Origin of the sequence: Ewingella americana (genome assembly GCF_006438725.1) — a bacterium.
Classification (GTDB): domain Bacteria; phylum Pseudomonadota; class Gammaproteobacteria; order Enterobacterales; family Enterobacteriaceae; genus Ewingella; species Ewingella americana_A.
Genome location: NZ_RCZD01000006.1, coordinates 70,654 through 94,286 on the forward strand (window position 1 = coordinate 70,654; position 23,633 = coordinate 94,286).

The window sequence follows — 23,633 nt, forward strand, 5'->3', positions numbered from 1 at the left end:
TATCGCCAATTATTATCGCCCTCGCACCCTGTGAATATCGGATATAGCCATTAACCGAATCAGACCCGATATTAAGTTAAGAAATAAAGATTTAGGCATCGCATAATTACGGTTATGGACGTTATCCGAAGCCATGAAAATTAAGGGATTAATAAATGGCATATTATGCAGAAGAATTAATCGGGGTGGCGCGTTCGCTTTATTTGAAGCGTGCGACACCAAAAGAGATCGCCAGAGACTTGAATCTGCCCAATGCGCGAATTATTTACTATTGGGCAACAAAATGGAATTGGGCCGATTTACTTAGCCATGAATCCACCGAGGAGGCTATTGAGCGCCGCTATCAATTGCTGGCCGGACGCGATGGAAAAACTGAATTAGAAATAAAGGAAATGGACATCCTTATTTCTCACGCCGTAAAACTGCGGGCGCAATCCAATAAGCATAAAGAGAAGTTAGCCGCCGCAAAATCAGACAGTAAAGGAGAACACCAGGAGCAGGATAACGGCGCAGAGCCGGTGAAGAAACGCAAGTATAAGAAAAATGATATCTCCAGCCTGACCAAGGATGATTTTGATGCTTTCGCAGAAGAACATTTATTCGGCTATCAGAAACACCTACGCCTAAATCTGACGCAGCAGATCCGCAACATTCTCAAAAGCCGCCAGATTGGAGCCACCTGGTATTTTGCGGTTGAAGCCTTTGAGAATGCCGCGCTAACCGGTGATCCACAAATCTTTCTCTCCGCTTCCAAGGCTCAGGCGGAGGTCTTCCGTTCGTACATCGTGAATATTGCAGAGCAGTATTTCGGTGTGACATTGACCGGCAATCCGATCCGCTTAAGCAATGGCGCAGAACTGCGTTTTCTGTCTACCAACAAAAACACGGCGCAGTCCTACAGCGGGCATTTGTACTGCGACGAATATTTTTGGGTGCCGAACTTCGCCAGGCTCAACGAAGTGGCCAGCGCCATGGCCACGCACGACCATTGGCGCACCACTTACTTTTCCACACCCAGCGCCAAAACGCACCAGGCTTACCCGTTTTGGACAGGTGAAGAGTGGAAGCGTGGAGACAAAAACAGGACGGCCATTCAGTTCCCTGACTTCAAGGAAATGCAGGACGGCGGCCGCCTCTGCCCAGATGGCCAATGGCGCTACGTCATTACCCTGGAAGATGCGATCCGTGGTGGCTTCAACCTGGCCAGCATCGACAAGCTGCGAAACCGTTACAACCGCGACACGTTCAACATGCTTTACATGTGTGTGTTCGTGGACAGCAAAGACAGCGTTTTCAAGTTCAGCGACCTGGAGCGGTGCGGCGTTGACGTTGACGATTGGGACGACCATGACGAGGCGTTAGAACGGCCGTTCGGTAGCCGGGAAGTCTGGGGCGGCTTCGACCCGGCCCGCTCGGGGGACACGTCCACTTTTGTGATTGTCGCCCCGCCGATCCACGCCGTAGAAGTATTCCGCGTGCTGCGCGTTCTGCACTGGAAAGGGATGAATTTCAACTACCAGGCGGCGCAGATTAAAAAGCTGTTTGGTCAATACCACATGACGTATATCGGCGTTGACGTGACTGGCATCGGGCGAGGCGTGTTTGAACTGATTGAGCATTTTGCACTGCGTGAGGCGGTGGCCATTCACTACGGCATGGAAACCAAAACGCGCCTGGTCCTCAAGATGATTGATGTTATCGGAGCCAAGCGCCTTCAATGGAATAAAGATAACAAAGAGATCCCCGCGTCATTTCTGGCCATCCGCCACACCAGCACGGCCAGCGGCAACGCCATGACATTCAAAGCAGATCGCACCGTGGAAACCGGCCACGCGGATGCCTTTTGGGCTATTGCGCACGCCGTTATTAATGAGCCGATTAACTTTGAGCACAAACGTAAATCTAAATGGAAATTAGGGAAGAAAGCCGCATGAGCAAGCGCAAACCATCACGCCAGCAAAAAGACCAGAAGCCGAAAGATGCCGCCAGCAGCAAGAAAATGAGCATCATCACCCTGGGTAAGCCGGAACCGATTTTAACCACCGGCACGAATTACCGGGATATCTGGTACGACAATGAATTCGACCATTTCACGCTACCCATGGATCGCCTGGCCCTGGCGCAACTCAGCAATCTAAACAGCCAGCACGGTGGCGTGATTTACGCCCGCCACAACATGGTGGCCGCAGATTACCAGGGCGGTGGGCTAACGCATGAGCAGCTGCGCGGCGGCGTGTTTGATTATCTGTCTTTCGGTGACCTGGCCATCCTCAAGCTGCGCGATTGGTTTGGTAACGTGATTGGCCTGGCCCCGCTGCCCTCGCTGTATTTGCGACTGCGTAAAACCGGGGAATTTGTGGTTCTGCAGGACGGTGAACCGTTAGTTTACGAACCGGAAGATGTTATTTTTTTGAAGCAGTATGACCCGCAGCAGCAAGTTTATGGGCTGCCGGATTATATCAGCGGCATCCACTCCGCATTATTAAACAGCGAAGCGACAATTTTCCGCCGTCGCTATTATCACAACGGGGCGCACACAGGCGGCATTATTTATACCAATGACCCAAACATGACGGATGAAGTAGAAGACGAGATCGCCGACAGGTTGGAAAGCGCCAAGGGCATTGGTAATTTCTCCACCATCTTTGTGAATATTCCAGGCGGTGCCGAAAAAGCGATCCAGTTTATTCCGGTGGGCGATATTGGCGCGAATGATGAATTTAATAACGTGAAAAACATCAGCGCTCAGGACGTATTGAACGCGCACCGCTTCCCCGCTGGCCTGGCGGGCATCATCCCGGTAAACACAGGCGGCCTGCCCGACCCTGAGAAGTCCCGCACCACTTACCGAAAGGATGAGGTTATTCCCCTGCAACGGATGATCATGAATGCGGTTAATAACGCACCGGATATCCCACAACATTTATATTTGAATTTTGCGTTTGAAGATGAAAGCGGTGATGAAAAATGAGCCGAAAAAAGCTAAACTATCCGGGTTATTATTCCCCTGGAGCCATCAACATGCGCGTAATGAAAGTAGTGTGCCGTGAATGCGGGGCTAACGCAGTAATAAAAAAAACGGCGCGTAAACACCGTGATATCTCGGATATTTATTGCGCCTGTTCAAATTATGAGTGCGGTCATACCTTTGTGGTAAATATGACCTTCTCACACACTATTAGTCCTAGCGCAAAATCTCAAGGCAGCTTATTTAAAGGGTTGGTTGATTCTCTGAAAGGTGACGATAAACAACTTCTTCTTTCCCTACTGCAACAAACCGCCTGATCCTTTGCCCCCTTTTTGGGGGTTTTGTTTTTCAAACTCATCCAACTTTCGCACCAAGTCGGCTGACAACTCCGCCACCCAATCAACGACTAATTCCCTATCTCCGGCCTCACACTTCCCCAGTGACACAAGCCGGGTCACCAGTTCAATTCGTTGTAATGCAATGGCCTCAAAAAAAAAATCCCGCACAGAATCCTCCCTCCCTTACATAATCGTTACTGTATGCATGTACAGTACAATATTGTTAGCGTTGATGAAAGCACAACGCGCATGCTTTTTTTAAATTAACGACTTATTCTATATTCCTAATATGCTGAATGCGTTATCTAAATCCCGCTTAGATGCACAGTTTTTATGCTTTCCACCCTCTTCACAGGCAAGACAACACCCTTCCATATCGAAAGAAGATCTCCCCGGTTTTAAGAGGTCACCACATGATCGGCAATACAGCTGCCTTGGCCTGAGCCTTACTTCTCCATCCCGCAAAACCATCTCGGTTTCATCATCCAGGCGCACAATATTGCCTCTCAGCAGCGCTTTGGCCATCTGATCCCCATCCTGGTGCTGAATACCCAATCCCTTTTTCAACTCGGTGATCGTACCTTGAGTACAGTTATTGACAGAACTCCAAGGGGCGGCGGGGCCGCCAGAAAAAGCAGCAGCCGCTTCGCTGGCTGCCAACTTCGGAACAATCGCCCACTTAACCAGGCGTGTTTCTACTTCGGAACTACGGCCAAAGAGCGGGGAATAAATACCCTGCACGCGCTGCACGTCCTCGGCATACTCATTCCCGCACTCAGTAATTTCATACATCAGGCGCACAACCAGATCCCGGCGCTTCACCAAAGCACCGCCCTGGGCCTGAGTGTAAGATGCCCAGCAACCCACATCGGCGGCAGCCAGCACAGCGTCCATAGTTTTGTTTTCCAGAGTTGAGTCACCCATCCGGCGCAGCTCCCGCCAGACAGTGACCGGCGCACCGCCAATCTGCTGAAACTGACGGATACGCCAACGGCTGGCCCAGGCTGAAACCGCTTTGGCCATGTCCTTCATGTTCTCACCCGTTTCATCGTCTGCCTCACCGTCCAGGGCGAACCCGTCGATGTTTTTGGAAATGTATTTTGCGATGTACCCCGTTGCGCTGCCCTTCTCCGGATCGATTGGCTCAACGTGAAAACGCGCCTTAAGCGCGTTAGCTGATTGCAGTTCCTCGGAATCCTCCAGGCGGGCGTAATAGCAAAGAATATCGCGCACCTGTTCAACATCAGAGGGCCGCATAAATAGCAGCATATGCCAGTGCGGCGTCCCGTCATGGTGTGGTTCGACGACGCGGAAACCAAACACGCTGATACCGGCACGCGAAAACGCCGCACGGGCCTTGGCCCATACGCCGCAAAGGTATTTTTGTGTTTGGCGTGGGCTGGCGGCATTCCACTGAGAAACGAACCCGCCGCCGCTGTGCACGGCGTGATAACTGGACGGCGCGGTGATGGTATAAAACTCCCCCGCCATGCCCATTTCCGTGGCCAGGTCTTCAAACCCGCGCATACGCACCATCAGTTCACAGCGGCGTTTTGCCGGGTTGGCGTTGCTGCCGTCCACCCTGTCAGCCAGGGAAAAACGCTCCCCCGTTTCCTGATTTTCCAAATCGCATGATTTAAAAAACTCTCGGTTACGTTTCTTTTGTTCTACCCATTCGCCCATTGTTGAACGACTCACGTAAGCCGATGCCGCCTTTTGCACCTGGCCAACGGCAATCGCCATATGTTCACGCAACAGATCACGGCTTCGTTTCAACTTACCGCGCCACCATTCCGGTGCCATCATGCGTAGCAAACCTGACTCAGCATTTCGCACGGTGAAATTGTTACCCGCGTTGAAGGACTGCCAATAAGGCGGCGTGATATTGAATTGCTTCACCAACTCAGCCAAATGACGGTAAGCAGCTGTCGTGCGCCATTCTAATTCTTCGTGGGATTTGGAATCTTCCGGGAAAGCCGTGCGAGTGAAATCATTGAAGGATTCAGCCATAAAATCAGCAACTACGTGCGCCAGGTTGCGCACTTCATCACGGCCGTAGGTAGGGAGTTTTTCTAAATCTTTCAGGAACGGGATATGTACACCGCCCGCACCCTGGAAATCCGTTGTGTACTGTGCACGCACCTTTTGCAGACGTGGCAATACGTTTTTACCTACCGTAGTGCGTAAAAACGTATTAGCACGGCGGCGGCCCTGTGGGCCTGCCTCCATTAATTTTGTATAACGCTGGCCAAAATAACGCGCCAAATAATCCGGCATCCCTGCCAGATATTTAGCACGCCAGGTGTGATCGGTTTCATTCAGGTGCCATAACTTGCGCTCGGTCAGGCTAATGTCACTCGGGGCGCGGGGGCCAAAGAACTCTTGCTGTCTCGCACGCGCCTCATGGTGCTGGCCGTTAAAATCCGAAGTAATGATATCCATTTAGCAGTTTTCAAATTTCACATTACAAAACTGCTCAGACTCCTGGCGCATAAGCTCCACAATCTCGGCAGCGCTCAATCCTTCGTTGGCCACATGTGTGGCCAGGCGATCAAGGTGGCCGGAAAACTTCACAGCAGCATCGGCCATTGCCTCAGCGCGGGCGCTTCTAATCAATATGGCGGTTTGCTCACATCCAGCCTTTGCAGCATCAAAACCACTCCAGAGGGCTGGGAATTGGTTGCGGTCATTACGTTTCATTTGCATGGCAAAACTCCAAATTTTGGCGGCAAGAAACCCCGGCCACCAAGGGGAAGCCGTGGGAATTCTTAGCAGTTGGTTACTTAATGAAAGTGCTTAACTTCGATTCTTTGACGGGCAACGAGGGACACATTCAACGAATGCAGGCCGTGCAGCTGCTTGGCGCAATCCCACCAACGGGCGATCAATACCGTGATGGAACCCTGGCCAAGAAAATTGGCCAGGTAGTAAGTGGCGCGGATAGACGCAAGGGCTTCAAGCTGGCCTTTACTGGTTTCGGCCTCACGATAAACACGGCACCAAAATGCGCAGCTCACTGCAAACCACTGGTGCGGATTATCAAGATGCATCGAATCATTAAACATTTGCGGTGACAGCGCGATCAAACCGTCGAATTCCTGGCACTTATCCAGGAAAATACGGGCATAATTCGGCGCAACATTCCAGGCTATGAAATCTTCCTTAAGCCCTTCTTTCTCTACCATTATCATTTTCATACTTGCCTCAGTGCATTGAATTATTTGTGTCTTGTTCAACTTCTCGGCGGGCTACTCTGCAAGCTCCTGCACCTTTGAAATCCTCCGGGGTGAAGTAGTTAGTGCTTTTCTGCAACCGCCGAACCTTCAACACCGCGCCCCACAAAGAAACCTTTTCGGCTTCGGTCAACTCATCCCAGGCACATTCGATATGGCGTTGTTTGAGCCCTGCCAGAAAGCAGAGGTAACGCCGGTCTTCCTCATCGACATTGTTCCAGTAATGCTTTACCCGGCTATCACACCCGGAAATCATCTTGCGGGCCTCAGCTATCCACTTAGGTGTTTGTGTTTCCACGCTTACCCCTTTAATCCCATCAAGCGGAACCACCAAGGGCGGCGCTTTGTGTTAACTGTTGGAGAACGGCAGTCACTTAGAAACTGCACTTTGCTGGCCGCAGGCTGCCAGCGCTGACCGTTCGGCAACTCTAACCAACCGTGGCCATGGCTTGGCAGTTGGATAGACGGAGATTGCTTCTGTAAAAGTCGTGTGAAAACTTGCATCGAATTACCTCAGTTCAGACCCGGCATCACACCAAGCGCACCTAATACATCCATGGCGCTGGTTAATGCTGGGGCGGTATGAAAACGCGATTCAACGGACACAACGAGCAAGGACAGATCGCGGATCGCCTGATTGGCTCGGTCTAAAATGGCGTTTCTACGTGTCTGCGTCATAGGCGCAGTGGATATGGCTTCACCGGCGATAACGCCGATTGCAGCCGTGGCACTCAGTGTGTGCATAGATAAGTTATCGGGCTTGGCTTCATTCATTGGAACGGCGGGCAAGCATTTTAGCTGTGCCAGCAAACCATCCAACAATGTGGAATCATCGGTGTGATCGGTAATGACGATCAGCTCTACCAGTGTTAAACGGTGCGGTTGCATTGGATTCAGCTTGTTTCGTAGAACCTGTGCAGTTATGCCGACTTTCTCGGCGACTTCGGTCAGGTTGTGCGCCAGTGAAAAACGGCGGCAAGCTGTATCTAAATGCGGATGTATAGAGGTTTGGTAATCAAACATTGTTGCTTACCTCGAATTTTGGCAAGTTGCTACGCAGAAAGCGCAATATCGCATTCGCTTAAGGCCTGAACGGTCAAGGCAGCCATATTGATTTCTATAAGGCCATTTTTCTGTAAACCTTTGGGTTTAATAGGCAGCTTTCCGTATTCAATGAGGTTACGCGCGGTTTCAATCTTGAGACCGGTACGGCGGCAGTACTCTGCTAATGGAAGGTAGGGATCTGGTATGACGATTGTAATATTAGGACGCATAAGGCAAACTCCAGTTAGGGCCGAATACCGTAAATAGTCGGCAATACAGGGCAATATTCTAAATAACAAACACAGGTTAATGCGCAAAATGCGAATCGTCAACACAAGATTCTCTTTATGCGCATTATTGGCGACTAGAAATGGCAAACTTTGCAGTGAATTTTGATGCTGACAGCACTCCTGTGCTGGATCGCGTGATAGAAGCCTATGGCTTCACTCAAAAAATGCAGTTAGCTGAACATCTACAAATGGCGGCCAGCAGCCTTTCATCTCGCTATAAGCGCGGCGGCCTTCCCTCAGATATAGTGATCAGATGCATGGCTGATACGGGAGTAGAGCTTGAGTGGCTAATTACTGGGCAGGGTAAGAAATTTGATGATGACGAGTTGGACCTCATGAAATTCACTCGCCAGAAACTTATTGATGGCCAGCTGTATGATTCAGGGCATCTTCTATTCGATAAAGTCATGTTCCTGCCTGGCATCCCTTTGCCACACGATCCCGCTTGCATAATCGACAACTCTATCCAATACATCATTGACCGTAAGTTTTCGGAAGTTTACGACGGCGACTGGCTGGTAGAAGTTGAAGGAAAAATAAGCATCAGAACCCTAACAAGGATCCCAATTAAGCGCGTACGAGTAAGCGGCGTTGGCATGGCCTTTGACTGCAATCTTGAAGATGTGAATGTTATTGGCAGAGTAGTAATGAATTGTCGGTTTTGAGTAATAAGGAGCGATAGAGATGCCAGTAAGAAAACTCCCTACTGGTCAATGGGAAGCCGATTTTTACGCCGAAAACCGCAGCGCGGGCAAGCGGGGTAAACGTGTCCGCAAAAAATTTAGTACAAAAGGTGAGGCTCTCGCCTTTGAACGGTATGCCTTAGATAAGGCACAAAACAAGCCGTGGAATGGCGAAAAGAAAGAAAGCAGGCGCTTAAAAGAAATTGCCAAACTTTGGTATGACAATCACGGCACTACTTTGAAGGACGGTGAAAGGCGACTTAATGCCATGGAATGGGCGGCTGAATGCATGGGGCAACCCCTTGCAATAGAATTTAACGCTCAGCTATTTGCAACTTATCGTGCTAAACGACTATCGGGTGAATTTTCGAGAACAACACGGATTTCGAAAGTCACGCCACGAACCATAAATTTAGAATTAGCTTACTTCAGGGCAGCATTTAATGAACTCAGACGCCTTGGCGAATGGTTGCAGCCAAACCCACTAGAGAATGTTAGGGCTTTCCGCACAGAGGAAAGTGAAATGGCATATCTAACTCAAGAACAGATTACCGCTCTTCTAGAAGAATGCAGAAACAGTAGCGCCAAAGATCTAGAAACTATAGTAAAAATTTGTCTCTCAACTGGTGCAAGATGGAGCGAAGCAGAAAGTCTGACAAAATCACAAGTTTCTAATTACCGAATTACCTTCATTAAAACTAAAGGTAAAAAAAATAGAACGGTACCTATTAGTAATGAACTGGCTGAATCCTTACCCCAGAAGAAAGGGGGAAGGCTTTTTGAACCTTGTTATTATGCGTTCCGCTCGGCATTAGGTAGAACAAAAATCACACTTCCTGATGGCCAGTTATCACATGTTTTACGTCACACCTTTGCCAGCCATTTTATGATGAACGGCGGCAACATTCTGGTGCTACAACGTATTCTTGGCCATGTGGATATTAAAATGACAATGCGCTACTCACACTTTGCACCAGATCATTTGGAAGATGTATTGAATTTTAATCCTTTAACTAACCCAAAAGGCTAACATGGATAATATTACTCAATTCAAGGCATACATTAACTATTACAAAGAACTAAAAAGCCCCGGATTTGCAGTACTTATTACAGGAGAATGGGGATCAGGTAAAACTCATCAAATAACACATACTTTAAATAAAGATGAGTACTATTACATTAGTCTTTTTGACATTACAACCGTTGAAGATATCTATGCTGCCGTTTTTTATAAAATGTCTCCGGTTAAAGCATTTTCGAGAGGTGCTGCCGGTAGCCTAGAAGATTCGACCTTGGGTATAGACTCAATGACTTTCGGTCTGGGTAAACTTTTTGGAAAAATTGCCACTGCAATCATAAAGGAAGAAATAAAAAATGACCGAGTGATTATTTTTGACGACATTGAACGTTGCTCAGTTCATATCGATGCAATACTAGGCGTTATTAACAAGTATGTAGAGCACCATGATTGCAATGTTATTGCAATAGCTCATGATGAAAAGATAAAAGATACTTTCGACGATTCCAAAGAAAAAGTAATTGGACAAACATTAAAGATAGAACCAAATACAAGTGAAATATTTAATTACTTCATTGCTGCAGATTATGAAGGAAAAATACCATCAGAAATTCAAAACCATATATTAAATACATTCATTGCGTCAGATTGCAGATCAATGAGAATTCTAAAACATACAATAAAAGACGCTTTTCGTTTATTTGAATGCATAAAAAAAGAACATATAACTAATAGTCCCGCCATGTGTGAGATATTTACCTTTTTCACCGCATTGTCAATCGGATATAGATATGGAAAATTGAAAGAAAATGACATGTCGTTTAGGTCTGAAACTGCTATTAAATATTACTTGAACAAGGAAAAAAACGAAACGGTATTACCAGCGATTATTCAACTAAATAATGTTTATAAAAAAAATGGGTTAACTTTAGACCTTAGCCGTAACATACTAAGGGATGAGACAATAATAAACTGTTTTGCTAAAGGTTATTATGACCAAGTTGAAATATCTCAGGACGTTGAAGCAAATGAACACTTAAGTAATGGAAAGGTGGAGCCTTGGATTAAGTTAATGAACTTTGATAGATATATCCCTGAAGATGTAAATGATGCAATACAAGATATTGATGAACAATTACGAACACTCTCAGTGGTCGAAGATGGAAAAATTCTACACATATTCAATCTAAAACTTCTAATGGTATTAATAAAAGTAGATCCAAGAAGTTACAAAGATATTTATGACCAATTCCAAAATTATCTAAATAAATTACTATTCAATAATTTAATTGGAGCTTATGATCCAGATAGTAGATTTTCAAGATTCAGAGAATCTTCATTTGGTTATGGTTATTGGATTAAAAATGAATATAAAGAAATATCCAATAAGATGTTTGAATTCACAGATCATATAAAAAAAATGGCGCACCAAAAAAACTACCCATCATATATAAGGGAAATACTTGATGCTCTGGAAAACGATCCGTCCAGATTTAAATCATTAATTTCCTCTGGTTATATTGGTGAAGGTAAATATGCTTACATTGATATAATGAAATATATTAGACCTCATAAATTTGTCGAAAAATGGTTAAATAGCCCGATTATCAATTGGCAAACTATATGGGAGGGGTTAGAGGGAAGATACTCCACCGGCATGTTGCTCAATCAGCTATCAGGCGAGAAAATATGGATTTCTAGAGTAAACTTCCTTCTAATGAATTACGCAAAGCATCAGTCAGGTTTTGATCGCTTAAGAATCGAGAGGCTAGTCTGTCGCCCTCGCTAGAAGTGTCGCAAAAGTATCGCACTAAAATAGGAATATTGCCCTCTATTGCCTACTATTGGCTTTTCAACCCGTTGATAAATAGTTAAGTTCTTGTTTTTTCGTCACCTAGCACGATTCTCATAATCGCTTGGTCACTGGTTCAAGTCCAGTAGGGGCCACCAAATTTTAGCTTTAAATTCAGTACATTAAGCCACTTCTCGCGAGGTGGCTTTTTTGTTGGCATTTTTCAGTGGCGATGAAATGGCGATGTAATTTCTGCTGACCCGCCTAACCGCACTCTGCTGGAATGGGTCAAAGCCTGGTACACAGCGCACGGCATTACTTTAAAAGATGGCGAGAGGCGACAGACCGCAATGACTCATGCCTATGAGAGCATAGGTCAGCCGCTCGCACGGGAGTTTGATGCGCAGATGTTCTCTCGTTATCGTGAAAAACGCCTATCAGGGGACTATGCCCGATCCAACCGAGTGAAGAAGGTAGCACCGCGAACCATCAATCTTGAGCTGGCCTATTTTAGAGCTGTTTTTAATGAGCTTGGTCGCCTGGGGGAATGGAAAGGCGAGAACCCGATCAAGAATGTGCGCCCTTTCCGTACAGAAGAAAGCGAAATGGCATTTCTGACGAAAGAGCAGATCGGGCAGTTGTTGGATGAATGCGGCAGAGAAAATAATACTGACCTCGTTTGCATTGTTAAATTATGCCTATCAACCGGCGCTCGTTGGTCCGAGGCAGAAGAACTGAATAGAAGCCAGGTCACAAAATATAAAGTCACTTACACGAAGACCAAAGGCCGGAAAAACAGAACCATTCCCATCAGTGAAAGCCTTCATGACTCTTTGCCGGAAGTGAAAAAAGGCAGGCTATTCAGAAATTGCTACGGTGCGTTCCGTTCCGCGCTGGAACGTACAGATATTGAGTTACCCGCAGGTCAGTTAACGCACGTACTGCGCCACACCTTCGCATCTCACTTTATGATGAACGGCGGGAACATTTTAGTTCTCCAGCGCGTGCTGGGCCACACAGATATCAAAATGACCATGCGTTATGCTCACTTTGCACCAGAACATTTAGAGGAAGCTTTGAGGCTTAACCCTTTAACAAGTACCAACTGATGTGACAATATTCTATGGAAAAAATTTCACATTTTGAATCGATCTTAAGCAAAATGTTTGATTTACCTCTATTAGGATAAGGCTCGAAAACACCTGGAAATTAAATATGTAAGTTCGCATAATAAAATGTGTATGCGTGTTAAAAAAAGGTTAAAGGGCTACAAACTTCTGGACACAAAAAAATGAGGTAACTAAATGGCAATGAATCCAATTGTTAAAGCACAGCTTAAGACTTTCAAAGAAATGAACCCTAATGAAAATATGAACGAATCTGGCCTCTTTGAGGTGATGTCAATATTTGCATTGGAAAATGGCGTTCTTGGAGAGAACATAGATCCATTCAAAGCCCATCTTAAAGGTTCAGAGTTTGGTATTGACGGTGTCGCCATTTCCATTCAAGGAGCACTTTGTACTGATGTGGACGAGGCAGCAGAAATCCTATCAACAGGGAAGAATCACACATCAGAGTTTCATTTCTTTCAGTCGAAGACATCAGATAGCCTAGACTATGGCGACATCTCAAAATTTCTCGATGGGGTACATGACTTTTTTACTACTCAAACCTTAGTAAAAGGTCCGCAATTAGAGAGCCTTGTCGAAGTAAAAGATCAAATTTATGCTACGGCGACTAAAGTAAGCCCATCGCTGAGGTGTTACTATTGCACAACAGGTTCCGGTGAGGTTTCTGGTGTCATTCAACAATTGATTGAAATGAATAAAACCCGCCTAAGTGAATTAAATATCTTTAACGATATTCACATTGAATGTATCGGTGCCAAAGTTATTCAAAATGGATTTCGCTCTGCTACCAATTCATCATCGGCAAAACTAACCTTCCAAAAAGCAATAACCTTGCCAAGCCACGATAAAGTTGATGAGGCTTATATAGGATATGTTCCTGCATCAGAGATATTAGCAATAGCACTTGGAGAACCAGACCAAGAGGGGATTAGACATATAAATAGAGCACTGTTTTACGACAATGTCAGAGACTTTAACCCTGACTCAGAAATAAACAAGTCGATTATTTCTGAGCTAGAGTTAGGGGACGACTCCTCCTTTGTTTTCAAAAACAATGGAATTACAGTCGTTTCAAAAAGCATAGACCGTAAAGGTGATATATTTACTCTTGAAGACTATCAAATTGTAAATGGATGCCAAACCACTAATATACTGGCATATATTAAAAGCAAAGCTGACGGTATTTCGGTTCCACTAAGATTAATTGGCTGTAGCGATACTGAATTTATTTCCAGCGTAATCATTGGCACAAACCGCCAAAACGAAGTTAGGGAAGATCAGTTCTGGGCGATGCGTCCCTTCATGAAAGATTTAGAGGAATATTGCGCTTCACAAAGCAGTGATGCCAGAATTTATATTGAAAGGCGAGATAACCAGTATCGAGAGATTTTAATTGAACGCACGCGTATTCTTCGCCCTTCCGACTTGATGAAAGTTGCCGCAGCTATGTTCTTTTACCAGCCAAATCGCGCCGCACGAGACCATAGGGGTATACGAAAAGAATTCTCAAGCCGAATTTTTTCGGAAGGTCACAACGTTGAACTTTATCATATGGCTGCGCTTGCATTATATAAGTTTGACTATCTGGTACGCACGGCAAAAGTTGACCGGTCGCGAGTTATTTACCGTTTCTATGCCTTATATGCTCTAGTAAGAAAGCATTGGGAAACACCGAATATTCTAGATGCACCACCAAAAAGCCAGCAAAAAGTTAAAGATGCTATCCTGGTTATTTTGGATGATAATGATATATTTGCATCTCACATTGAGGAAGTAGCGAATCATCTCGAAAAGATAATATCTGAGTCAGAAATAAGTACTCGTGAAAAAATTCGAGACTATATTAGAACTGAAAGTGTAGTAGATGCGTTTACTCGTAGACTATTTCCTAAGCAGAGTTAATATCTTAAGTGAGAAGTTTTTATTGTGAAACACAAATCTTAATTAAAAAAATTGGTCAATAGCACTGATTCAGTTAGAGAATAGTTGGTTGATTCAATAATTGTGTAGAACCTGGAAATGCTAGTCATTTCCGGGTTCTTTTGCTCATTGCTCAGGTTCGTTCTCGGCGTTGTTACTGAAGTAGAGTACCAATTTTGTCCACCCACACAAAGATGAGTAAAGATCCGTTCAGGCACAGAGTTGGCAGTCATACCATAGCGCACGCACCCAATAAATGGCGATAAAGTGGCGACTCAATCGGTGTATGACGGCAAACCAAGGCAATCACTGGCAAGTTATTCCATTGATTATTATATTAATTATATGATTTCATTAGAGATAAGTTGATACTCATCATCGCTTGGTCACTGGTTCAAGTCCAGTAGGGGCCACCCAATTTTAGCTTTAAATTCATATAATTAAGCCACTTCTATCGGAGTGGCTTTTTTGTTTTATAGCGATAATGGGCCGCAGTAACGACGGCTAAAAATCTAACCCCGAATCTTCCGCTCAATCACTTTATCCATTCCCGCATCATAATACCGGCTCGGCCAGATCTCTTTGGGCGGTACTTTTAATGCGTCGGCGATCAGCTTTTCCCCTTTCGGCCAGGGGCGGCTTAGTGCGTTGGCGAGTGTCGATGAAGCCAGGCCAGATTCACGCGAGAGTGCGGCGAGCGTAGTGCCCTTTTTACGTAATCCGGCGATGATGTCTGCGGGGTGCCAGTCGGGTTTGATTTTCATTGCGCACCGCCTTTAGTCACAGAAAAAACAGTGAGAAACGGCAGGAAGGTCGGGCTGTGGGATGTTTTTTTCATAATGCAGATTCCAGTAGATGAGGTGTAAAGCTACCACTGGAGTTCTCACGCTCTTGGGTGGTAGCCCAGACGGGGGTGAGAATACCGGCTCTACTGGCTACCGGCCTGACCGAAGTCAGCCCCGCCTGAGCCACCATTGAGAGTTACAAATACAGTATAGAAAGTATTTCTAACAGGTAGGCAAAAGCAGTGACACACAAAGTTGTGTTGTCACCAGTAGATTCGACGAGTTCTCACGCCCGGCTGCGGATTTTGCCGCAGCGACGCCACTATACCGAAGTCAGAATAAGTAACCAAGTCAGCGAAATGCGTTTTGCGAGACGTATTCCAATGCCGCATAAAAAACCATCATATGTTATTTTTTGCACTTAATGGCGGTGCAAAAATCAGTTTATATTTTTGCAAACTAGCCGAAAAGGAGAGCGGTGACGTGAATGATAAAAATGAGGACTATCAGTCATTTCCGGGATCAATGGTTGGAGGTTTTTTTTCATACGGCTAAAAGCCACCGAAGAATGCCTGCTGATCTAATGTCTGTGCTGGCGAGGAAGTTGGACATCATTAATGCGACCGCTAGTTACAGGGATTTACGCTCGCCGCCGTCAAACCGTTATGAAGAATTATCACCACCACTGAATGAATATTCATCCATCAGAGTGAATGACCAATATCGGCTGATATTTATCTGGCGTGATGGAAAAGCCTGCAATGTGTACTTTGATTCACAGGCTTACAAAAAACACAGATAAGTCGTCGGTAATATATTCATTAATAAGTAAGGATCACCGCATGGTACAGGCACAACGCAAACCCACCTCTGTGGGTGACATTTTGTTGTATGAGTTTCTCGAGCCTACCGGCATGAAAATTAACCAGTTAGCAGAAATGCTGCGCGTGCACCGCAATACTGTCAGCGCGCTGGTTAATAACAATCGTAAGTTAACCACTGATATGGCGTTCAGACTCGCAAAAGCTTTTGATACCACTGAAGAATTTTGGCTGAATCTCCAAACCAATGTGGAGATCTGGGAAGTTATGAACGATAACCGTATTCAGGAAGAGATCGACCGGATCCTGCCAGTCGATGAGTTTATTAAACAGAGAAATGCCGCTCAGAATGTTGCATAGCAAGCGATATTGCCGGACCCAGCGTTCACCCACAAAAAAGCTGCCCCTATCGGCAGCTTTTCTATTAAGCCTGAATTAAACCCTACTTCAACCCCATCTGCCCGCGCAGCTCCGCTTTTGCAGCGTCGAATTCTGTCTGGAATTCCGGCTGTTCGGCCATCTTCTGGGCGATGAGTGCTGCGCCAGTGCGGCTCATGACGGTGTCAGAACGGTAGTGGAAACCAGCGACTAAGCGATTCTCGGCGTAGCCTGCAGCACGAGTGAACAGTTCGTTGCGTTTTTCCGGCACCATGTCAGCCAGAACGGTTGCCATCAGGTAGCCCACGGTAGAGTGACCGGACGGCCATGAGCCCGATGTTGATTTTTTCAGCAATGGGTGAATTTGCTCATCCAGCATGTACGGACGCGGACGGTGAAAGAACTTCTTGGCGGAGTCATCCACCACGTCTTCCGTTACCACGACGCGGGCAAACAGCGCTGCCACTTTTGGCAATTTATCAGCGGTGAACTCAGGGCCCATCACATCGGCAAAGCGCCAGACATCTTCCTGCGCATCAGCAATTGCGGCCTTTTCCTGCTCAGGTGTGCGGCTAGCCTGAATGGCCAGCAACTCTTTCAGTTCAGCTTTGGTCTGGGCTGAATCATCCGCCGGTGGCGCTGGCAGATACTTACTGAGATCAACCTCTTTGCTGGTGATAAAAGGTTTGGCTTCTTCCGCAGCCTGCACGGTAAACGCCGCGGAGGTGAAGGTTAAAAACAGTAATGCGACAAGGGACTTATGCAAAGGAGTGCTCCTGATGTTTTTTTGGAATATCAGGAGAGTAATGAGTCAGTGTGACAGCTTTATGACATCGCCCCGCCATGAGAGCGGGGCACGGGAGGTTTAGGCTAAAAGCGTACGGACAAAGTCTTCAATCTCTTTATTCTGGCCGTTTTCAAACAGGCATTTTTGGAAACGCGGACCGCTGACGGCGGTTTTCACCAGTTCCTGATCAATCGCGCGCAGGGTGTCGAGGTAGTTCTCTTTCACCACGGCAGCTTTAACCTGATTGAGGATCCCGGCATTGCGCACCTGCGGCTCTTTACGATCCGCCGGATAGCCTTCGCCTTTCACGCCGGTGAACGCTTTCTCAAAAATGAAGCGCACATTCAGCTCGGCGCCCCAACCGTAGCCTTTAGCGAACGGCAGTGACAACGCATTGCCGTTGTTGATCTGGGCGAACAGGTAAGCATCGGCCGGGTCGATGCAGTAACCGCAAATCACACCCGGATGAATATTCAGCGACATCATCGCACCCTGCCCGGTACCGCAGCCGGTGACCACAAAATCCACCGCTTTGGCGTTGAGCAAAATGCTCGCCATGATGCCTAGGTGAATGTAGGTCAGATGGTGGTCCTGCTCGTCGCTCATGCCGACATTGTAAACCGGGTAAGATTTCTCATCCGCCACGGTTTTCAGCTCTTTCAGAACCGATGCGTTTTTAGCGGCCTGGCTGTTTTCCATCATCAATGCAATTTTCATGTTCGCTCCAATTAATAAAACACCGTTTCATTTTTAAATGATAGCGTTTTATTGCCATGTTGAACAGCGCCATTGCGTGATATGGCTCCCAAACTTAACCCAGCAGCGGCGGTTTTCCGGCCAGCACAATGCCCATTCCCGTTCGATTTATCCTTAAATATAGGCATGATGTGGCCAGGCGGTACAGCAGGATAGTGACTATTCATGGTGATAATTGGCGAGGTCAACGCTAACGTGCGTTTGGGTATAACTGAGACTGTCAGACAGCCATATTTGCGGAGATTTTTCCACCGGGGGTTAACTGATCCTTGTCTTTAATAAATATTGCTTATATCAAAACAACACGAATTCATGTGTTTTATTCGCCCCTAAGTATAAAGGGCGAATAAAATAATAAGCAGTATCGAAATCAAAGAACGGTTCCCCCTTGCCGGGGGAGCTTAGCGATCAGTGCTTAACGCTTTCGATAAAGGTCTTACGGGCGGTTTTCGAACCCAGACGTTCGGCTTCATCCAGCAGTTTTAAGGCTTTATCGACATCACCGGCTTTCACGGCTTTCTTAATCGCGTCGTTAAAATAGGTTTCAGAATCCGACAGCAGCGGCTCGGCCGGTTTAGCCGGTGCAGCTGGAGCAGCGGCGCGCGCAGCCGGTGACTGACCGACGACAACCGGTGCAGCGGCAGGTGCATCTTCGGCGCTGTTAAAGCTCAGTGCCTGGCCAATCATGATGTTGCCGGACTTCTGCTCGGCGCGAACTTTAATGCTCAGCATGCCAGACGGCGTGTGGCGGGCTACCGGGTCCGGGATATCCGGCACCGCGTTACCGACACCAGCGGCATAGGCTTTAGCCGGGTTGGTCATCTGGGTGGTTTCAGCCAGATCCTGCTTCGTGGTGTACACCAGCAGGTAAATTTGTTTCTGACCCAGCGCTGGCGTCAGTTTCAGGGTACCTTCCAGACGGTCGCTGGAGACGATCCCTGGTTTTTCATACGGGAAGTAGCTCGACGGGTAATAAGCCGCCGGACGCATCTGTTCGTCCAGCACCAGCACATTCGGCGCATACACCGTTTTACCGGTCGCGATGCTGGTCAGGGTGATTTCGAGCGATCCCCGGTCCGCTGGCAGCGCAAATGCACCTACCGCGCCCTGAATATCGCCCTGATTAATTTGCACGCCCGACGTACTCAGCGTGACATCCTGCGTCACCGGCGGAACCAGCGGCGTCCACGATAAATTATGTAAAGTCTGAGCCGAGATCACCGGTGCAATCGACGCATCATTTTGCGCCGCATTCACTCCGGCAGGGACAGCAGCCATCAGGCTCAGCGACAGACACAGTGACAGCAGATTTTTTTTCATCGTTATTTCCTTTTGAATCACCATGAAGGCTGGCGGTCAGCCGAAACATCCCGCCAGCCAGCACATCTTAAAGCCAATATAGAACTCGGCTTTTCCCTATAGCCTTCGTGTTGTGGGAAGGCGGCAACCGGCCAAGTTCCCGGGAGCGTACATAAGTACGTGACCGGGGCGAGGACGGGCAGCCAACGCCCCCACAGCGCGAAGGATGACGGGAAAAGTTACCACCAGATTTCCATTTGGGCGCCGAAGGTTACTTCACTGTCATTACCGCGGCTGAAAGTACGGGTGCTGGTGTCGTTCATAGCCAGACCGTTGTTTGCGCCGCTGTCAGTGTCGTAACCCCATTTTTCATCCCAGTTGGCATACGTCGCGAAGACACGAATGGCCGGACGTGACCAGATACTGTTACCCGCCTGCCACTGTTGCGCCAGCGTCACTTTGTACTGACCGTTGGTATCGCTGGTCCGCTGGGATTTCACGTTGTCATAACCGACTTCCAGCAGGGTGCTCATGATTGGCGTCCATTTGTACATCGGGCGCACACCCACGGTGTACCAGGTGGTGCCGTTGTTGTTGTCACGGTCCACGTCCTGGTACATCGCCACGTACATCAGGCTCCAGGTGTCGTTGAAGTCGATAGCACCATGGTCAATGACACGCACCATGTGACCATTGTTGTTAATGCTGGCACCGTTTGAGTGGCCCGTTGCCGCACCGCTGGTCGGGTCGGTCATTGAGTCAGTGGCGTATTGCAGGACAAATTTGTTATAGCCGTTATAGATGCTTTGCGTGTGTTCCGCCGTCAGCATCGCGCCGTCTTTGGTGGCATCGTCAGAGAGTGAATAGCCGTCGCGCGCATTGGCACGGCCGTAATCCACACCCAGCTCCAGCACACCGCCCGGGTTGATATTCATACCGGCAAGACGCACGTCGAAGACGTCGTTGGAGGTCGGCATTTCGTTACGCTGGTCGGCGATATAGCCGTAAGAGCCGCCGCTTTCGGTGTTACGCGTTGCCGCGATGGACAATTTACCGAAGCCCAGATCAACATCTTCCAGACCCGCACCTGGGCCGGAGATATCCCAGTAGTAGAAGTCGATCATGTGGACGTCATGACGCTGGTAGAAACGTTTACCGGCCCACATGGTGGAGCCTGGCAGCCATTCGATCAGGTTCTTACCTTTAACGTTCGCTTCACGGAAAGCCGGATCGGTTGACTCCCAGTCGTTCTGTTGTGACACGGAGTACGCCACGTTGGTGTCGAAGTAGAAGCTCTTATCCCCTTCTTTCCATACTTCCTGTCCAAGCTTTAACTCAGCATAGGTTTCACATTCGTTACCCAGACGGTATTTGCTGTCAGCACCCGTTGCCTTGAAACATTGTTGCTCGCCGCCGCTGCCGGTCCAGCCAATGCCGGAACGCGCATAACCGGTGAAGTCCACTGCCATTGCCGGTGTAGAAAGAATACCCGCCGCAACAGCCAGCGGCAGAGAGTATTTACGCAGAGTTATCATCATTGTTCTCCTGTAGGGGGATGCGTGCTTTAAACGCCCGGCTCTGGGTGTAGCCGTCGGCACGCAGTCCCGTCCTCGCGGAACAAGTGACAGCGATGTGGCGGCAAGCCAATAGCGAATGTTGCACCTTCTTCTACCAGCACCACGTCGTTCTGGCGGTACACCAGGTTTTGACGAATTGCCGGGATCTCGATATGAATCTGGGTTTCGTTGCCGAGCTGTTCGACCACCTGCACCACACCGGACAGCGTCACTTCTGCGATATCGCTCGGTAATAAGTGTTCAGGGCGGATCCCCAGAGACAGGTTTGAACCGACCGTGACCTCGTGACCTTCCACCGGCAGCCAGATGCGCTGACGGTCAGGCAGTTCGATTTGCACACGCTCGGGTTCAGCACCGGTGACTTTCACCGGCAGGAAATTCATTTTTGGTGAGCCGATAAACCCGGCCACAAAGCGGTTGGCTGGGTAGTGGTAAAGCGCGAGAGGCTTACCGATTTGCGCCACGCGACCGGCATCCAGCACCACGATTTTGTCGGCCAGGGTCATGGCTTCGACCTGGTCATGAGTGACGTAAATCATGGTGCGTTTCAGGCGCTTATGCAGACGGGAGATCTCAATGCGCATCTGCACACGCAGCGCCGCATCGAGGTTAGAAAGGGGTTCATCGAGCAAAAATACGTTGGGTTCTGCCACCAGCGTGCGGCCAATCGCCACGCGCTGACGCTGCCCGCCGGAGAGCGCTTTCGGGCGGCGGTCCAGCAGGTGCGCCAGTTGCAGGATCTCGGCCACCTGATTGACCCGCTGGATAATTTCGGCTTTTTTAGTGCCGGCCAGTTTCAGGCCAAAAGACATGTTCTCCGCCACCGACAGGTGGGGATAAAGGGCGTAGGACTGAAACACCATCCCGATGCCGCGTTCAGCCGGCGGGACTTCATTCATGCGCTGTCCACCAATCAGCAATTCGCCGGAGGTAATGTCTTCAAGACCAGCAATCATGCGTAACAGGGTGGATTTCCCGCAACCGGATGGCCCGACAAATACCACAAACTCGCCCTCTTCAATCTCAATGTTCACGTCTTTTGAGATCACTGTGTCGCCAAAGGCTTTGTAGAGATTACGAAGTGATACGCCCGCCATACCCGACTCCTGAACTGACTGGTAAAAATGTCCTGTGAGGCAAGGCAACGACGAGGTGATGTGCCTTGTCAGCAAGGAAACTGAATGTCAGCAAGAGTGAGGGAACAGGCAGGTTTGGTAATCATCCGTAACAAAGTTTTTCATGGGGGAGGAGGAAGGAGGATGAGCATTTTGCGTAACCGGCTGAAAGTTCATAGCAAAGATCAAATTCGTGATCTGAATGGCAAAATACGACCCATATTTTTGAGTGATACCCCACAGAAAGCCCAGCAGTGTTAACTGGATCACACAACCAGAGCCGGGGGCGTAGAGAGGGGGATGATGAAGCCGCACGGCCTTATCGCCGACACTGGTCCGGCAAGCTTTTCTTATTTCCTCTAAGAACACGAACATCGAATAAGAACCCGACTCCCTACCGGACCTAAAAGGATTGGATTATGACTCTCAGCATCAAGACTCTTCATATAAAAACATTGGTCAAACACACTCTGGCCGTTTCGGCGTTGGCCACGCTGGTGTTGTCCTCTTCCGCGTTTGCCAAAATTGAAGAAGGCAAACTGGTTATCTGGATCAACGGTGACAAGGGCTACAACGGCCTGGCGGAAGTCGGTAAAAAGTTCGAAAAAGACACCGGCATTAAAGTCTCAATAGAACACCCGGATAAACTGGAAGAGAAATATCCGCAGGTGGCGGCTACCGGCGACGGCCCGGACATCATTTTCTGGGCGCATGACCGTTTTGGCGGCTACGCACAGTCTGGCCTGCTGGCTGAAATCAGCCCGGATCAGGCGTTCAAAGATAAACTCTTCCCGTTCACCTGGGACGCCGTCACCTACAACGGCAAGCTGATTGGCTATCCGGTATCCGTCGAAGCGCTGTCACTGATTTATAACAAAGACATTATCAAAGAAGCCCCGAAGACCTGGGAAGAGATCCCAGCGCTGGACAAAGAGCTGCGCGCCAAGGGTAAAAGCGCCATCATGTGGAACCTGCAAGAACCCTACTTCACCTGGCCGATCATCGCTGCTGACGGCGGCTATGCGTACAAATACGAGAACGGCAAATACAACATCAAAGACACCGGCGTCAACAACGCAGGTTCACAGGCTGGCCTGCAGTTCATCATCGATCTGGTGAAGAATAAGCACATCAACGCCGACACCGATTACTCCATCGCCGAAGCGGCCTTCAACAAAGGCCAGACCGCGATGACCATCGATGGCCCATGGGCGTGGTCGAATATCGATAAGAGCAAAATCAACTACGGCGTCACCCTGCTGCCTACCTTCCACGGTAAGCCATCCAAGCCATTTGTCGGTGTGCTGACGGCGGGGATTAACGCGGCCAGCCCGAACAAGGAGCTCGCCAAAGAGTTCCTCGAAAACTACCTGATGACCAATGAAGGCCTGGCCGCTGTCAATAAAGACAAACCGTTGGGTGCCGTCGCACTGAAGTCTTATCAGGAACAGCTGGAAAAAGATCCGCGCATCGCCGCCACCATGGCGAACTCCAAAACGGGTGAAATCATGCCAAATATCCCGCAGATGAGTGCTTTCTGGTACGCCGAACGCAGCGCCATTATCAACGCCATTAACGGCCGTCAGACCGTGCAGCAAGCACTGAAAGAAGCCGAAACCCGCGTCACCAAATAACACGTAAAAACTGGCGTGAAGCGCATTACCGCCTTCACGCCACAGCTTCAACCTGAAGGATGACG

Annotated in this window: 24 protein-coding genes and 1 pseudogene; 11 read left to right on the top strand and 14 right to left on the bottom strand. The window is 48.2% G+C overall.

Features of this window, described 5'->3' with window-relative positions; genetic code table 11:
* Nucleotides 1-155 precede the first annotated feature (155 nt).
* Genes EAH77_RS12725 through EAH77_RS12735 form a run of 3 tightly spaced genes read left to right on the top strand, consistent with a single transcriptional unit; the run spans nt 156 to nt 3,285 of the window.
* Nucleotides 156-1,934 carry a terminase large subunit domain-containing protein gene (locus EAH77_RS12725; protein ID WP_140473190.1) on the top strand — a complete coding sequence of 593 codons (1,779 nt, stop codon included), beginning with the start codon at nt 156-158 and terminating at the stop codon, nt 1,932-1,934.
* Nucleotides 1,931-2,971, top strand: a complete 1,041-nt coding sequence (locus EAH77_RS12730) for a phage portal protein (RefSeq protein ID WP_140473191.1) — start codon at nt 1,931-1,933, stop codon at nt 2,969-2,971. Before EAH77_RS12725 ends, EAH77_RS12730 begins: the two co-directional genes overlap by 4 nt.
* A complete protein-coding gene (locus tag EAH77_RS12735; RefSeq protein WP_140473192.1) occupies nt 2,968-3,285 on the top strand; it encodes an ogr/Delta-like zinc finger family protein in 318 nt (105 codons plus the stop codon). The genes EAH77_RS12730 and EAH77_RS12735 overlap by 4 nt, the downstream gene beginning before the upstream one ends.
* A gap of 297 nt (nt 3,286-3,582) precedes the next feature.
* Here EAH77_RS12735 and EAH77_RS12745 read toward each other — a convergent pair whose 3' ends face one another.
* From EAH77_RS12745 to EAH77_RS12775, 7 genes are all read right to left on the bottom strand, one after another.
* Entirely contained in the window at nt 3,583-5,748 is a 2,166-nt protein-coding gene (locus EAH77_RS12745; RefSeq protein WP_140473194.1) for a replication endonuclease, read from the bottom strand.
* Nucleotides 5,749-6,012: a DUF2732 family protein gene (locus EAH77_RS12750; protein WP_140473195.1), complete on the bottom strand. Its 264-nt coding sequence runs from the start codon at nt 6,010-6,012 to the stop codon at nt 5,749-5,751. It abuts the gene before it with no gap.
* Between the two features lie 77 nt (nt 6,013-6,089).
* Nucleotides 6,090-6,503, bottom strand: coding sequence for a hypothetical protein (locus tag EAH77_RS12755; protein WP_140473196.1), 414 nt, complete (start codon nt 6,501-6,503; stop codon nt 6,090-6,092).
* A gap of 7 nt (nt 6,504-6,510) precedes the next feature.
* Nucleotides 6,511-6,837: a hypothetical protein gene (locus tag EAH77_RS12760; RefSeq protein WP_140473197.1), complete on the bottom strand. Its 327-nt coding sequence runs from the start codon at nt 6,835-6,837 to the stop codon at nt 6,511-6,513.
* 2 nt (nt 6,838-6,839) lie between these two features.
* Entirely contained in the window at nt 6,840-7,043 is a 204-nt protein-coding gene (locus tag EAH77_RS12765; RefSeq protein ID WP_140473198.1) for a phage filamentation protein Fil family protein, read from the bottom strand.
* A gap of 9 nt (nt 7,044-7,052) precedes the next feature.
* The gene (locus tag EAH77_RS12770) at nt 7,053-7,562 is read right to left on the bottom strand and encodes a phage regulatory CII family protein (RefSeq protein WP_140473199.1); all 510 of its coding nucleotides are present in this window, start codon (nt 7,560-7,562) and stop codon (nt 7,053-7,055) included.
* 29 nt (nt 7,563-7,591) lie between these two features.
* Nucleotides 7,592-7,813, bottom strand: a complete 222-nt coding sequence (locus EAH77_RS12775) for a regulator (RefSeq protein WP_140473200.1) — start codon at nt 7,811-7,813, stop codon at nt 7,592-7,594.
* Nucleotides 7,814-7,953: 140 nt separating this feature from the next.
* Between EAH77_RS12775 and EAH77_RS12780 the strand changes: the two genes are divergently transcribed.
* From EAH77_RS12780 to EAH77_RS12800, 5 genes and pseudogenes are all read left to right on the top strand, one after another.
* Nucleotides 7,954-8,538: a phage repressor protein CI gene (locus EAH77_RS12780; RefSeq protein WP_140473201.1), complete on the top strand. Its 585-nt coding sequence runs from the start codon at nt 7,954-7,956 to the stop codon at nt 8,536-8,538.
* 19 nt (nt 8,539-8,557) lie between these two features.
* A complete protein-coding gene (locus EAH77_RS12785) occupies nt 8,558-9,586 on the top strand; it encodes a phage integrase (RefSeq protein WP_140473202.1) in 1,029 nt (342 codons plus the stop codon).
* A 1-nt stretch (nt 9,587) separates the two neighbouring features.
* Nucleotides 9,588-11,363, top strand: coding sequence for a P-loop NTPase fold protein (locus EAH77_RS12790; protein WP_140473203.1), 1,776 nt, complete (start codon nt 9,588-9,590; stop codon nt 11,361-11,363).
* A 272-nt stretch (nt 11,364-11,635) separates the two neighbouring features.
* Nucleotides 11,636-12,475: pseudogene (locus tag EAH77_RS12795) on the top strand (phage integrase); the annotation flags it as partial.
* A gap of 195 nt (nt 12,476-12,670) precedes the next feature.
* Entirely contained in the window at nt 12,671-14,398 is a 1,728-nt protein-coding gene (locus EAH77_RS12800) for an AIPR family protein (RefSeq protein ID WP_140473205.1), read from the top strand.
* A gap of 530 nt (nt 14,399-14,928) precedes the next feature.
* Here EAH77_RS12800 and EAH77_RS12805 read toward each other — a convergent pair.
* Nucleotides 14,929-15,180 carry a helix-turn-helix domain-containing protein gene (locus tag EAH77_RS12805; protein WP_140473206.1) on the bottom strand — a complete coding sequence of 84 codons (252 nt, stop codon included), beginning with the start codon at nt 15,178-15,180 and terminating at the stop codon, nt 14,929-14,931.
* A gap of 70 nt (nt 15,181-15,250) precedes the next feature.
* Nucleotides 15,251-15,391: an ash family protein gene (locus EAH77_RS12810; RefSeq protein WP_140473207.1), complete on the bottom strand. Its 141-nt coding sequence runs from the start codon at nt 15,389-15,391 to the stop codon at nt 15,251-15,253.
* A 297-nt stretch (nt 15,392-15,688) separates the two neighbouring features.
* Here EAH77_RS12810 and EAH77_RS12815 point away from each other — a divergent pair, with 297 nt between their 5' ends.
* Together EAH77_RS12815 and EAH77_RS12820 are read left to right on the top strand one after the other, a co-directional pair.
* A complete protein-coding gene (locus EAH77_RS12815; protein WP_140473208.1) occupies nt 15,689-16,003 on the top strand; it encodes a type II toxin-antitoxin system RelE/ParE family toxin in 315 nt (104 codons plus the stop codon).
* Nucleotides 16,004-16,043: 40 nt separating this feature from the next.
* On the top strand, nt 16,044-16,382 hold the full coding sequence (locus EAH77_RS12820; RefSeq protein WP_140473209.1) for a HigA family addiction module antitoxin: 339 nt from the start codon (nt 16,044-16,046) through the stop codon (nt 16,380-16,382).
* An 82-nt stretch (nt 16,383-16,464) separates the two neighbouring features.
* Here EAH77_RS12820 and EAH77_RS12825 read toward each other — a convergent pair whose 3' ends face one another.
* The 5 genes from EAH77_RS12825 to malK form a co-directional block, all read right to left on the bottom strand.
* Nucleotides 16,465-17,166, bottom strand: coding sequence for an acid phosphatase (locus tag EAH77_RS12825; RefSeq protein WP_140473210.1), 702 nt, complete (start codon nt 17,164-17,166; stop codon nt 16,465-16,467).
* Between the two features lie 99 nt (nt 17,167-17,265).
* The gene (locus tag EAH77_RS12830; protein WP_140473211.1) at nt 17,266-17,904 is read right to left on the bottom strand and encodes an RpiB/LacA/LacB family sugar-phosphate isomerase; all 639 of its coding nucleotides are present in this window, start codon (nt 17,902-17,904) and stop codon (nt 17,266-17,268) included.
* Between the two features lie 447 nt (nt 17,905-18,351).
* Nucleotides 18,352-19,263, bottom strand: a complete 912-nt coding sequence (gene malM, locus EAH77_RS12835; protein ID WP_140473212.1) for a maltose operon protein MalM — start codon at nt 19,261-19,263, stop codon at nt 18,352-18,354.
* A 218-nt stretch (nt 19,264-19,481) separates the two neighbouring features.
* A complete protein-coding gene (locus EAH77_RS12840; protein ID WP_140473357.1) occupies nt 19,482-20,777 on the bottom strand; it encodes a maltoporin in 1,296 nt (431 codons plus the stop codon).
* Nucleotides 20,778-20,806: 29 nt separating this feature from the next.
* Nucleotides 20,807-21,916, bottom strand: coding sequence for a maltose/maltodextrin ABC transporter ATP-binding protein MalK (gene malK / locus EAH77_RS12845; RefSeq protein ID WP_140473213.1), 1,110 nt, complete (start codon nt 21,914-21,916; stop codon nt 20,807-20,809).
* A gap of 437 nt (nt 21,917-22,353) precedes the next feature.
* On the opposite strand from malK, the gene malE reads away from it, so the two are divergent.
* Nucleotides 22,354-23,568: a maltose/maltodextrin ABC transporter substrate-binding protein MalE gene (gene malE, locus EAH77_RS12850; RefSeq protein WP_140473214.1), complete on the top strand. Its 1,215-nt coding sequence runs from the start codon at nt 22,354-22,356 to the stop codon at nt 23,566-23,568.
* Nucleotides 23,569-23,633: the final 65 nt, after the last annotated feature.